The organism is Fontibacter flavus, assembly GCF_042432905.1.
Classification (GTDB): domain Bacteria; phylum Bacteroidota; class Bacteroidia; order Cytophagales; family Cyclobacteriaceae; genus Fontibacter; species Fontibacter flavus.
In genome coordinates, this window is record NZ_JBHLWI010000010.1 from 1 (window position 1) to 13844 (window position 13844).

The 13844-nt window shown below is 40.0% G+C and carries 10 protein-coding genes; 5 read left to right on the forward strand and 5 right to left on the reverse strand.

The features are described 5' to 3' along the window. Nucleotides 1-270 precede the first annotated feature (270 nt). From ACFFIP_RS05765 to ACFFIP_RS05775, 3 genes are all read left to right on the forward strand, one after another. Nucleotides 271-1761 (forward strand): glycoside hydrolase family 32 protein, encoded by a 1491-nt coding sequence (locus ACFFIP_RS05765; protein WP_382386627.1) that lies wholly within the window; start codon nt 271-273, stop codon nt 1759-1761. An 87-nt stretch (nt 1762-1848) separates the two neighbouring features. Beyond that, nucleotides 1849-3192, forward strand: coding sequence for a sugar porter family MFS transporter (locus ACFFIP_RS05770; protein WP_382386628.1), 1344 nt, complete (start codon nt 1849-1851; stop codon nt 3190-3192). Continuing rightward, complete coding sequence (locus ACFFIP_RS05775; protein ID WP_382386629.1) at nt 3185-4096, forward strand: carbohydrate kinase family protein; 912 nt, start codon at nt 3185-3187, stop codon at nt 4094-4096. Before ACFFIP_RS05770 ends, ACFFIP_RS05775 begins: the two co-directional genes overlap by 8 nt. A 203-nt stretch (nt 4097-4299) precedes the next feature. Here the strand turns inward: ACFFIP_RS05775 and ACFFIP_RS05780 are convergent, their stop codons facing one another. The 3 genes from ACFFIP_RS05780 to ACFFIP_RS05790 form a co-directional block, all read right to left on the reverse strand. Then, a complete protein-coding gene (locus ACFFIP_RS05780) occupies nt 4300-4701 on the reverse strand; it encodes a PIN domain-containing protein (RefSeq protein WP_382386630.1) in 402 nt (133 codons plus the stop codon). Nucleotides 4702-5048: 347 nt separating this feature from the next. Then, the gene (locus ACFFIP_RS05785; RefSeq protein WP_382386631.1) at nt 5049-6539 is read right to left on the reverse strand and encodes a xylulokinase; all 1491 of its coding nucleotides are present in this window, start codon (nt 6537-6539) and stop codon (nt 5049-5051) included. Between the two features lies 1 nt (nt 6540). Then, nucleotides 6541-8184, reverse strand: a complete 1644-nt coding sequence (locus tag ACFFIP_RS05790; protein WP_382386632.1) for a sodium/sugar symporter — start codon at nt 8182-8184, stop codon at nt 6541-6543. A 150-nt stretch (nt 8185-8334) separates the two neighbouring features. Here ACFFIP_RS05790 and ACFFIP_RS05795 point away from each other — a divergent pair, with 150 nt between their 5' ends. Both ACFFIP_RS05795 and ACFFIP_RS05800 read left to right on the forward strand, forming a co-directional pair. Then, on the forward strand, nt 8335-10476 hold the full coding sequence (locus ACFFIP_RS05795; protein WP_382386633.1) for an alpha-glucuronidase family glycosyl hydrolase: 2142 nt from the start codon (nt 8335-8337) through the stop codon (nt 10474-10476). 1 nt (nt 10477) lies between these two features. Further along, nucleotides 10478-11599, forward strand: a complete 1122-nt coding sequence (locus ACFFIP_RS05800) for an endo-1,4-beta-xylanase (RefSeq protein ID WP_382386634.1) — start codon at nt 10478-10480, stop codon at nt 11597-11599. 94 nt (nt 11600-11693) lie between these two features. On the opposite strand, the gene ACFFIP_RS05805 is transcribed toward ACFFIP_RS05800, so the two are convergent. Further along, a complete protein-coding gene (locus tag ACFFIP_RS05805; RefSeq protein ID WP_382386635.1) occupies nt 11694-13430 on the reverse strand; it encodes a M56 family metallopeptidase in 1737 nt (578 codons plus the stop codon). Continuing rightward, nucleotides 13427-13798 carry a BlaI/MecI/CopY family transcriptional regulator gene (locus ACFFIP_RS05810; RefSeq protein WP_382386636.1) on the reverse strand — a complete coding sequence of 124 codons (372 nt, stop codon included), beginning with the start codon at nt 13796-13798 and terminating at the stop codon, nt 13427-13429. Before ACFFIP_RS05810 ends, ACFFIP_RS05805 begins: the two co-directional genes overlap by 4 nt. Nucleotides 13799-13844: the final 46 nt, after the last annotated feature.

Genomic DNA, 13844 nt, shown 5'->3' on the forward strand with positions numbered 1-13844 from the left:
CAATTGCCAGTCTGATTTTTAAAAACTACCTTAGACATTGTTGTATTTTGTTCAACTCTAAAATAATAATTTTAGAGAAGATCAACAATAAAAAAAGGGTGTCTCGACTTTTCGGACACCCCCAGCGGAATAATTCGAAATTGAGACCTACCAAGAACTCCCGTTTACATTTTTTTCAAACCATTGCAATTCCTCCATTTTTCCAATCATTGAATTTTTGTATTGCTAACAAATTACTTTCTATCTTTAAGTACATGTAAAATCAAAATCATGAAAAACCCTGTACTTATTTTAAGCTTATTTTTAACGCTTTTCATATCCTGCCAAAAAAACAATAAAGAAAACAGCCAAGGTGATTTGGAATTTCAAGAACCTTTTCGTCCTCAGTTCCACTTTTCTCCTGCAGCTAATTGGATGAATGACCCTAACGGGATGGTGTATTGGGACGGTGAATATCACCTTTTTTATCAGTATTATCCGGACAGCACAGTTTGGGGTCCCATGCATTGGGGCCATGCTGTTTCAGAGGATTTGGTGCATTGGGAACATTTACCCATTGCTCTTTTTCCAGACACCAATGGATGGATTTTTTCAGGATCAGCAGTCATCGACCATCAAAACACAAGTGGATTGGGAACAACTGAAAATCCTGCCATGATTGCCATTTTCACCTACCATGACCATATTGGAGAAAAAGCTGAGCGAGATGATTTCCAGACCCAAGGGATTGCTTACAGTACAGACCGAGGACGTACCTGGACCATGTATGAGGGTAACCCGGTTTTGAAAAACCCTGGGATCAAGGATTTCAGAGATCCAAAAGTATTTTGGTCGGATGATGCTCAAAAATGGATCATGTCATTGGCTGTGAAAGACAAAATTAGTTTCTATTCTTCTTCCAATCTCTTGGATTGGACATTTGAAAGTGATTTCAATCCTGAATGGGCAGCCTACGGCGGGGTATGGGAGTGTCCTGATTTATTCCCGCTTCAGACCAAAGATGGTCAGGAAAAATGGGTGCTTTTTGTCAGTATCAATCCCGGAGGTCCACAAGGTGGTTCTGCAACACAATATTTCATAGGTGATTTTGATGGAAAATCATTTACCACCTCATCTACAGAAGTCAAATGGCTAGACTGGGGAGCTGATAATTATGCAGGGGTAACCTGGTCCAATGTGCCTGAAAAGGATGGCAGGAAACTTTTCATCGGATGGATGAGCAATTGGCAATATGCACAGGTTGTTCCCACCAAAACTTGGAGGTCTGCAATGACCGTTCCCAGACAATTGGACTTGGTGGAAGTGAATGGAGAATTGGGAATAGCCTCTAAACCAATTGCAGAATTGGAAAAATTGAGAAATGAAAGTATCAAGATAAAGAATAGCCAGGTCAAACTTCAGGAAGAACTGATTGAGTTGGAGCTGGATGTAGATTCAGAAAATTTTAGAATCGAATTTTTAAATGATAAAGATGAAAGGTTGATTTTGGAACAAAGAGACGGCTTCATTGTCCTTGACAGGGGACTTTCCGGATTGACGGATTTTGAAGCTTCTTTTGCCAACACCCAAACAGCCCCATTGAATGGCATCAAAACGGAAAAAATCCACCTTTATTTAGATAGATCATCGATAGAAATTTTCATTAATGATGGCCAATTGGTCATGACATCGCTGATTTTTCCTACTGATGCATATAATCGCATTGAACTTCAGGGATTTTCATCCAATAACAGGCTACATTATCTGAAATCCATTTGGTAAATGCATGTATAAAAAAAGAATTCAGCAAGGTTCCTGATGTATTTTGAGTGAAATCTTTAATTTTAAACCACAACCTATTCACCATATATGCAAAGTAAACATTACGTTTTATTCCTCTCCATCACTGCCGCTTTGGGTGGATTTCTTTTCGGGTTTGATACAGCGGTAATTTCAGGTGCAGAGCGAGACATACAGGTATTATGGAATCTGAGTGATTGGAGTCATGGATTGGCTGTGGCCATGGCACTTTATGGCACGGTGATCGGTGCTTTATTCGGGGGGATTCCAGCTGATAGATTTGGAAGAAAAGCTTCACTGATTTGGATTGGGGTATTTTATTTGGTTTCTGCCCTTGGCTCTGCTTTTGCCAACGATGTCAACACCTTTATGTTTTTCCGGTTTTTGGGAGGTCTGGGAGTAGGTGCTTCTTCGGTAGTGGCCCCCATGTATATATCTGAAATCGCCCCAGCAAATAAAAGAGGGCAATTGGTAGCACTTTATCAGTTCAATATTGTATTTGGGATCTTGATGGCCTATTTCTCAAACTATCTGATCGGGACAGCCAACTTGAATGAAGCCTGGAGGTGGATGCTGGGTGTTGAAGCCATTCCTGCTTTAATTTATAGTGTACTGATTGTCAAAGTCCCAAAAAGCCCTAGATGGCTGATTGCCAAAAAACAGGATTTTACGGCAGCGAGGGAAATTCTATCCAAAACAGATCCAGAAGGCGTGGAAGAAGCCATGACTTTGGCCATAGAAGAAAGTAAAGAAATCAAAGGCAAAGTTGCAGCTACGGCACTATTCAATCCCAGATTCAGAAAAATATCCTTCTTTGCCTTTTTGATGGCCTTCTTTAACCAAATGTCAGGCATCAATGCCATCATCTACTTTGCGCCAAGGATTTTCGAATCTGCTGGAATAGCTACTGAAGATGCGCTTCTTTCTACTATCGGGATTGGTGTGATCAATTTGTTGGCTACATTAATGGGCCTATACTTTATCGATAAACTTGGACGAAAAATGCTGATGTATATAGGTTCTGTAGGCTATATTATCTCTCTATCTCTGATGGCTTATAGCTATTTTGGTGGTGCGATCAGCAACACCTTACTTCCGTATTTTGTCTTTATCTTTATTGCTTCACATGCCATTGGACAGGGATCGGTGATATGGGTATTTATTGCAGAGATTTTTCCCAATGAATTGAGAGCATTCGGACAATCTTTGGGTTCTTTCACCCATTGGATTTTGGCAGCATTAATTGCCAACCTGTTTCCATTCTTCGCCAATAGCTTCGGAGCAGGCAACATTTTCGCATTCTTTGCCTTGATGATGGTGCTGCAATTGTTTTGGGTAGCTTTCCGAATGCCGGAAACCAAAGGCAGATCCTTGGAAGAAATTCAAAAAGATTTACAAAAAGACCATGACTAAAAAAGTTGTTTGCTTTGGGGAAATGCTTTGGGACTGTTTCCCAAACCATGAAATTCCAGGTGGTGCCCCTATGAATGTGGCCTTGCATTTATGCCAGTTGGGTATGGATGTCCAAATGATTTCCAGAATTGGACTTGATGCGCTTGGGGATAAATTACTGGACTTCACATCCTCCTTTGAGCTTGACCCAACCTGTATACAAAAGGATGACATACATCCAACGGGAAAAGTCATAGTGGACAACAAGGATCCCGAAAACATCAAATACGATATAGTCTCTCCATCAGCATGGGATTATATAGCCTTGACCAATGAAGCATTAAAAGCAGTTAAAGCTGCAGATGCCTTTATTTTTGGTTCCTTATCTGTGAGAAACCATGAGAGTTGGGAGACGCTCTACCACCTGCTGCACGAAAAGGTACTTAAGATTTTCGATATCAATCTCAGGTCACCTTTCTATGATTTTGAGCAGATTGAAATCATGCTTGGCTATACGGATATTTTAAAAATCAATGAGGATGAACTGGTCATTGTGGCCGATTACTTTGATATTGATTTACCCGAGAATGCCACACATCTGGAAAAATCCAAACAGGTCTGTGCCTATTTGACGGAACACTTCCCTATTGCCATGGTATGCGTCACCTTGGGGGCAAAAGGGGCCATGATCTATAAAGAAGGCAAAATCACCTCCCATCCTGGATATAAGGTAAAAGTAGAAGATACGGTGGGTTCGGGGGATGCTTTTTTAAGCGGCTTGGTTAAAACCTATCTCGATGGCAAAAGACCTGAAGAAATTTTGGATTTTGCCTGTGCTATGGGTGCCTATGTCGCTACACAAAAAGGCGGTACTCCAAGGTATTTAATAGAGGATGTGTTGAAAGTGAAAAGTACATCGAAGTAGAATTTAATTGAACCACAAAAGTTCAGGAGAGTAGAGCTGTCAGGATGCTTAAGCTCCTGCCAGCTCTACTCTCCTGGTTCGAATATAAAGGCAATAAAATTTTGTTCGTTGAAGTGAAACACCTATCGCGTCAGCGATTTTACAACAAAATGGGAAATAAACAGTAGATTTAAATTAGAAAAAAATTAAACTTATCCAATAACTCATAGGAAAGGATTAATAATTTTTAGTTTGTTTTCTACTAATAATAAGTGCTGTAAATCTTCTGTATAAAGAACTTCACAATCATTTTCTAATGCAGAGGCAACGATAAAAGCATCAAAAATTTGAAAATCATATTTTCGGACTAATTCATTGGCTATTGATATAGTACTTTGTTTTAAGGGTACATATTGACATATTTCAAGGATTTTCCCCAACACTTCCACTATTTTTTCCTTTGGATATTTCCACCTCCTATTCAAAACATTGACAAATTCACTGAGTGACTGAGAATTAAAAAAAGGATTTTGCAAAATAATATCAGCGGATATATCCCTACGATTGGCCATGGAAGTATCTAAAAAATATAAAAGAACATTTGTATCGACTGCGATTCTACTCATAATCAGAAGCTTCTTCTCTACTGAAAAAATATTGACCTTCACTATTAAAAGTGAATCCTTCAAATTTTTTGTAAAGTTCCTCCTTTGAAATTTTTGGCCAACTTTCTTTTTTTTCTGGCTCTTCAATTTCAAATGCAATCAATTCAATCCTTTTACCAATAAGAGATTCAGGAATCTCCAATTGGTATATTTTTTTTTTCGGAATTATAATCTGGCGAATCATAACACTTTTGATTTTGAATTTAATATAACAATTTTTGGACAGAATAATTTCCAGTATTCAAAAAGGCCTCAACTTTTGTTTCCTTTTGTCTCTTTAGTGGTTCAAATATAAATACCTACAATAGTTACATCACCCTCGAAAGGGCTACTTTCCACTGTTCATACACCTCTGAGTAAGCAGAGGCCTTTTCTTTCTTCGGTTCAAAAACGGACAAACGTTCGAGACCCGCAAAGGCTTCCTTCGCATCCGTGTAAATACCCGCACCGATTCCTGCTCCTCTGGCTGCGCCTTGGGAACCATCTGTATCGTACAGCTCTAAACTCACTTGGTTCATATTGACAAATGCCTCTCTGAACAAAGGACTGAGGAACATATTGGCCTTTCCTGCTTTCACTGTATTCAGGTTCAAGCCCATATCCTTCATGATATCAAAACCATACTTCATGGACGACACAATTCCTTCCTGTACTGCCCTGAGCACATGCCTTCTGTCATGTTGAAGCAAATTCAGCCCCATCATGTGGGCTCCAACCGGCTTGTTTTGCATAATCCTTTCCACCCCATTGCCAAAAGGAATAAAACTTAACCCATCGGCACCAATGGCTGTTTCGCTTGCCAAATCATTCATTTGAGGATAAGTAATGGCCTCTCCTCCTATCAATCGCTTGACCCATGAATTCAATATCCCCGTTCCATTAATACATAGCAATACACCGTATCTCGGATCTTTTTGGCTATGGTTGACGTGGACAAAGGTATTGACCCTAGACTGAGGATCGTAAACTGGTGATTTACTCACTCCATAGACCGTTCCGGAAGTGCCTGCTGTCGTAGCCAATTCTCCTTCTTCAAGAACATTCAAAGAAAAAGCATTATTGGGCTGATCACCCGCACGATAAGTAATCGGTACTCCCATATCTATCCCTAAAATATCTGCAGCATGTTGAGTAACAGTACCTTGATGACTGAATGATGGTACTACTTCTGCCAGAAGACTGGAATCAATTTTATAGTAGTCCAGCAATTTTTCGGAAACGCCATTTTCTTTAAAATCCCAGAATATCCCTTCTGATAAACCTGTTTCGGACGTTTTGATCTCACCGCTCAGCTTCATGGCAATGAAATCACCTGGAAGCATGATTTTATGTATTTTCGAATAGACCTCAGGTTCATTTTCCTGCACCCATTTGAGTTTGGAAGCCGTAAAATTCCCGGGAGAATTCAGCAAGTTGGGAAGACAATAATCCTCTCCCAAAATCTCAAAGGCTTTATTCCCAATGGCTACGGCCCTACTGTCACACCAAATAATGGAAGAACGTAATACTTTCCCATCTTTATCCACACAGACCAATCCATGCATCTGATAAGAAATCCCAATTGCTTTCAATTCCCCTGATCTGACATTACCCTGCTTGGTAACAGCATGGGTGGTTTCAATGATATATTTCCACCACATTTCAGGATCCTGTTCAGCCCATTCTTTTTGTGGAGCATGAATGGGCATTTCCACTTTGGGAAGACCTTCAGATGCCACTACTTTTCCAGTATCTGCATCCAAAAGCGTAGCCTTTACAGAGGAGCTCCCTATATCGTATCCTAATAACAACCTTCTCATTTTACCAAAACACAATATATAATGCTGAAATAATTCCCGCTATCAGGATAGCGCCAATCTTGAAAGTCATGCTCGTCTTGAAAAGCTCCTTATTGATCTCAATACTCTTAGGATGATCCTTGCCTTTTCCTTCATATAAACTGATCCCAACAATCAGCACTGCAATAATCAAGAACACCACGCCCATCCGGTCAATAAAAGGAAGGTTTGGCAGACCAAACTTCAAAACTGTAGAAAGTGGAATCGTCAACACCGCTGCTGTTAAGGCGGCGTTAGATGTTGTTTTTTTCCAGAACACTCCAAAGAAGAAAATAGCAAATACACCAGGAGATACAAAACCGGTATATTCCTGAATAAACTGGAATGCCTGATCCAATGAACCTAAGGCAGGAGCTACAAAAGCGGCTACAACGAAGGCTACAAATGCTGCCAATCTACCTATTTTCACTTGCTTCACCTCAGAAGCATCTTTATTGATATACTGCTTGTAGATGTCCATGGTGAAAATCGTAGAAGTACTATTTGCCATAGAAGCCAAAGAAGATACAATCGCAGCTGTCAGGGCTGCAAAAGCCAATCCTTTCAAACCCGCTGGCAATAATTGTAGTAATGTTGGATATGCTCTATCAGACTTGATAATACCCGTAACAGGATCAGTCATAGATTGGATAAATGCATTATCGCCCCCTTTACTGACAATGACCAAAGCAGCAATTCCAGGTATTACCACGATCAGAGGCATCAATAATTTAAGGAAACCTGCAAAAATCACCCCTAACTGTGCTTCATTCAGGTCTTTAGCTGCCAATGCCCTTTGGGTAATATACTGGTTGAATCCCCAATAACTCAGGTTTACAATCCACATACCTCCAACCAGCACACTTAGTCCAGGCAGATCAAGATAAGCGTCATAAGTCCCTCCTTTACCATCAGGGATCATCATTTCACCCTTTTCCAAAATCATGGAAAAATGTCCTGGTACTTCTCTCCTCAATAGGCCAAGACCTTCCCAAGCGTCTCCTTCTCCTACAATGTTCAATGCCAGATAAGTCGTGGCCAAACCACCTGCAATCAAGAAAAATACCTGCACCACATCAGTCCAGGCCACAGCTTTAAGGCCTCCATAAATCGAATATACCATAGCAAATAATGCCAATCCCATGATGCCATAAGTCATGGGAACATCCAGAATGGTATTCAAACTCAATGCACCTAAGTACAATACTGATGTAAGGTTTACCAACACATATAGTAAAAGCCAAAATATGGCCATGGTAGTCCTTACCCGAGTATCATACCTGTCTAAAAGGAATCCGGGCATGGTGTAAATACCCTTTTTGATATAAACAGGGAGAAAAAATATAGCCACCACCAACAAAGTAGCTGCTGCCATCCATTCATAGGTAGCGATGGCCAAGCCCAGGGCAAAACCTGATCCTGACATTCCTATAAATTGCTCAGCGGAGATATTGGATGCAATCAGGGAGGCACCTACTGCCCACCATGGTAAAGCTTTGGATGCGAGGAAATAATCTTTGGAATCTTTGACATGTCCTTTCTTTTCACGGGACACAAAAAGACCCAATCCGATAATCAGGCAGCAATACCCGATAAACACAATGAGATCTAAAGGTTCTAATAACATAAGTATGGTTTATTGTAAAGGTTTGAGATCATTCGTATTTCCATTATTTACATGGGTAATTAATAGGAAATATCTCCAAATATAATGTTTTCAGTCAATCTGCTAAGTCTTTTTGTATATTTATGATGTGCCATTAAACCTAAAATAATCATGAGAAAAATACTCCTCACAATTTTCTGCGTCATTCAAGTCCAAATATCCTGGGCAAATGATGGATACAAACTTTGGCTGCAATACCTGCCCTTTGAAAATAAGGCTGTTGCTGAATATTATCGGGATTATCTTGAAAATATCGTACTGATCGGCAACTCCCCTACTCATAGCGTGATCCAAAAAGAATTGGAAATTGCGATCGAAGGCTTTTTTGACATGAAAAATAAACCTGGCATTAACCTAAACCCATCTACCGCCTTGGTTTGGATCGGAACAGAGAAAGAACTATCAAAGGATATTCTTCCAGAACTTCAATCGCAAATCAACCAATTGGGCGACGAAGGATACATCTTAAAATATCTTCATGGCAAGGTTATCGTTACTGCAAAAGGTAATGCCGGGCTTCTGTATGGGACTTTTGCACTGCTAAAACAAATCCAAACGAGAGAGAAGCTGGAGAATCTGGACATTCTGGAAAACCCAAAAATCCAACTGAGGCTGTTGAACCATTGGGACAACCTCAACAGGACTGTGGAAAGAGGTTATTCAGGTTTCAGTATTTGGAATTGGCACCGTCTTCCCCATCATATTGATCAGCAGTATATCGATTATGCAAGAGCCAATGCCTCCATTGGCATAAACGGCACCTCTATCACCAATGTCAATGCCAATGCTTTGGTTTTGACCCCTGAATATTTGGAAAAAGCCGCTGCTTTGGCGGATGCTTTTCGGCCTTACGGGATCAAAGTATACCTCACCGCAAGGTTTAATGCTCCCATGATGCTGGACAACCTCTCTACTGCCGACCCTTTAAATCCGGAAGTCCAGGATTGGTGGAAAAAGAAAACAGCAGAAATCTATAGCTATATCCCTGACTTTGGCGGTTTTCTGGTGAAAGCTGATTCAGAAGGACAACCTGGACCACACAATTACGGGAGAACACAAGCGGATGGCGCAAACATGCTGGCCGATGCAGTGAAACCCTTTGGAGGTATTGTCATGTGGAGAGCGTTTGTCTACAATGAAAAGACACCTACCGACAGAATCAGGCAGGCTTATGATGAATTCAAACCCCTAGACGGAAAATTCAGGGACAATGTGATCGTCCAGGTGAAAAACGGCCCTTTGGATTTTCAGCCCAGAGAACCTTTCCACCCATTATTCGGAGCAATGTCCGAAACACCCCTGATGATGGAATTTCAGATCACCAAAGAATACCTAGGCCAGGAAACCCATTGGGTCAATCTCGCTACTATGTGGCAAGAAATCCTTCAGTCAGATACCTATGCCAAAGGAAAAGGAAGTACCGTAAGCAAAGTGTTGGATGGAAGCCTACACGAATACAAGTTGACAGGAATAGCAGGCGTTTCGAATATAGGAACAGATAGAAACTGGACAGGACACCACACAGCCCAAGGGGATTGGTACTCATATGGTAAATTGGCTTGGAATCCTGATAGCGATATCCAAAAAATAGGACAGGATTGGTTAAAAATGACCTTTAGTACGGATAGTGATTTTGTTAAAACTGCCCAAGGCATCATGAACCAATCCTATGAGACATTGGTAAATTATATGACACCTGTAGGTCTTCATCACATCATGGCAAGAAGCCATCATTGGGGACCGGGCCCATGGGTAACTGGAGGCGAAAGAGATGATTGGACGGCCACTTATTATCACAAAGTCACAAAAGAAGCCATTGGATTTGATAGAACAGAAAATGGGAGTAATGCTTTAGCCCAATATGCTCCAGAATGGAAAGCAATGTGGGGAAATCCTGAAACTACCCCTTTGGAATATCTTCTTTGGTTCCACAGGGTAGAATGGGACAAAAAACTTTCCACAGGAAATTCCCTTTGGGATGAAATCGCTCTGAGATACCAAAAAGGAGTGGAAGGAGCACGATGGATGCAGAGTGAATGGACCAAAATGAACGGTAAAATTGATGAGGAAAGGTTTTCCCACATTTCCTCATTCTTGGCTATTCAAGTAAAAGAGGCCGAATGGTGGCGAGATGCCTGTCTTTTGTATTTCGGACAATTTTCAGGAATACCCCTTCCGGCAGGAGTTGAAGCCCCTAAGCATGACCTGAACTACTACCTGAATTTCAAAAGAAACTTCGTGCCTGGAATTTAATATGAAGGCATCACTCAAATTATTTTTAATCCTTGCAGGCATATTGATCTGCCAACCTGTATTCAGCCAAGAGAATGGTCCTGGGTTAAAAGAAATGTTTAATGATGCATTTTATATAGGTACTGCCATCAGTTACCGGCAGGCATCAGGGGAAGAGCAGGCTGCTTGGCCTTTATTGGAAAAGCATTTCAACAGCATCACTTCTGAAAATATGATGAAATGGGGTCCCATTCACCCAGAACCGGGCAGATACAACTTTGTATCAGCAGACCAATTTGTTGAGCTGGGCAAAAAGCTGAATGCCTTTATCATCGGACATACTTTGGTTTGGCACCAGCAAACCCCAAAATGGGTTTATCAAAACGAGCAGGGAGAATTGCTCGGAAAAGAAGCCTTATTGGAAAGAATGGAGAAGCACATTGAAACCCTGGCAGGCCGCTACAAAGGCCAGGTGCATGGATGGGATGTGGTCAATGAGGTATTTGAAGATGACGGCAGTTATAGAGAATCAGAATGGTATCAGATTACAGGGAGGGATTACATAATCAAAGCCTTTCAAAAAGCCCATGAAATAGATCCAGGGGCGGAACTGTATTACAATGATTACAATCTTTGGAAACCTGAAAAAAGAGAGGCTGCCATTGCCCTGGCCCATGAATTAAGAGAAAGAGGTTTGAGGATAGATGGAATTGGCATGCAAGGGCACTATATGTTGGATTCACCTCCCGTAGAATTGATCGAAGCTTCAATTATTGCTATTTCAAATGCGGGGTTTAAGGTAATGGTGACAGAACTGGATATGGATGTACTTCCCAGACCTCGCGCAAGTGAAGGAGCAGATCTAAATAAAAACTATGCTTTAGATGAAAAATTCAACCCTTACAAAGATGGTTTGCCCAAAGAGATCAAGGATAAATTCGCCAAAAGGTATGCTGAGATTTTTTCAGTTTTCTACAAACATAGAGATAAAATAGACAGGGTGACACTTTGGGGATTACATGATGGTGCTTCCTGGCTGAACAATTGGCCCGTACGTGGACGGACCAATTATCCTTTGCTTTTTGATAGAGATTTTAAGGTGAAAGAGGAGCTTATCCAATCGATTTCACCCTCTAAATTTTAATAGTAATCCTGTTCTCCCATACTTCAGAACTAAATTGCTTGGATAGCAGATGTGCGTTATAAAAAAAAAATCTGAGTGGACACAACTTGACATATTAAAATGTCACACTTGGGAAACTAAAAACCTTACTTTGATTTTTATTATCCTTGAAAATGGAAATAGAAAACTGCTCTCCCGTGACATAATTCATAGTACTTCTCCTATTATCAAAATCTAACTCCTTAGTATCTATAGTCCTTAAATGATGAAAAATAGAAGCTTCAAAGTTTTTAGGAATAAATTCAGAAACTTTTCCATTTTCCATCATAATATAACGCAAAGCATAAAATACTTCAGCCTGGTCAGAATTCGGATATCGTGCGCTTATCCTTTGAATAGTTCTGGGTGTTTCAAAATATTTCTGATGATAAAAATCATGAGTCATCAACTTGATGGCATACTCCGGCTTCTTTAAGAATTTTTTGGACGCAGTTTCCCTAACCTCAAAAATTGCAAAATCTGCCCGGTCATATTGATTCAACAATTCGAAAGGACGCTGTTCTTCATCAATAAACAATTCAATGTTTTTGGTTTTAAGCCACAGATCGAAGATCTCCGCCTTGATTTCTTTTTTGTCCGGAGGAGTTGTATACGAAATTGTTGTGACAACTCTTGGATATTCTTTTTGCAATAACTCCAATTCATGAAAGACCCTATCATCAAAGAAAGGAAAGTGAGAAATTTGAGTGCGTTCTTCTTCATTCAAGTTAACATAAACTTTACGCAAAGCCTCCAAGTTCAATTTCTGAAGTTCCAATACAAAGGGTTTCTCCTCAGAAAAGCCTTTGGAAAGCAATTTTTCAAATTTTTCTACTCCTTCAGTTTCATCAGAAATAAAAAAACCCTGATCGTTGCCTACCTTACTTGAAGTTAAAGTGAAAAATAAAAACAAGGTAAAGTTGGTGCTACCTAATTTCAAATTGATTAACCTCATGGGATGGGATACCTTCCCCATCATCATTAATCTTCTTTTTGTAACATGAAAGTTAAATGCACTACTAATCGGATGGTGCTCAAACAAGGATGAGACTTTATTCACTAAAAGATACTGATAAGAAACATAGTTTTCGAACTTCCTTAAGACTTGCTCATCAGCCAAAAACTCATGGTTGAGTTGAATGGCTTTTTTATAAATTATCAACAAAGGATTAAACCAAAAAACACATTTCAACGTCTCCACAAACAAGATTTCCCAACTGTGTCTCTGCCTAATATGGGCCAACTCGTGCTCCAAAATTTCGGGTTCTATCGCTGAGGTTTGGTATTGAGATTTTGAAACAAATAAATACTTGAAAAAAGTAAAAGGAAGTACGTTATCATTTAGCAATACCAATGTAAACTGGTCCTTATCGATTTTCTGGTTGCTTGTCACCAGTTTCCGCATGCCATTCAACTGAATCAAAAACCTGATAATAAACAAGACTAAACCAAAAAAATAAATAGCTCCTAAGGCCAGTGGCCAGGAAAAGCTGATAGGTTTTACCTCTCGTTGTGGGGTTTCAACTTTAGGAAAGGCTTTCTCAGGCCAATCCATTACTTCTGAATTAGCCATAACCTCACCCAGGTCAACAGTTTGCTTCAACTCCCATTGACCCCATAATTGGCTTGACTTCACTTGAACAGATGGAATGAACTGCGGCAATTGAACAATAGGCAAAGCAAAGGAAGATACTAAAGCAGCCAACAGGAAAAACCTATTGAATTTAAAAATGCTTTCTTTGGAAAGAAAAAAATGATACATCCCATAAAATAAGGCCAATGCAAGAGTCGATTTGATAAGAAAAACGATCATAGCTTTTTAAATTTTATTTGATCTTCAATAATAGATTTTAAAGACTCCAGTTGCTCCTTAGTCAAATTGGTTTCCTGTGTGAAAAAAGAAGCGAACTGTGAAGGAGAATCATTGAAAAAGTTTTTGATCAAGTGATTCACCTTTCCAGAAAAATATGCTGATTTGGACAGTAAAGGAAAATATTCCCTGGAATTCCCAAAGGTTTTAAAGCTCAAAGCACCTTTATCCGTCAATCGCTTAAGCAATGTTGCTACTGTTGTTGGCGCAGGTTTTGGATCAGGATAGGCCTCCAACAAATCCTTCATAAAGGCACTTCCCTTTTCCCAAATGAAATTCATGAGCTGTTCTTCTGTTGCGGCAAGGTTCATATTCTACAGTTATAGATTTTATTCTACAAATGTAGAATAAAAATTT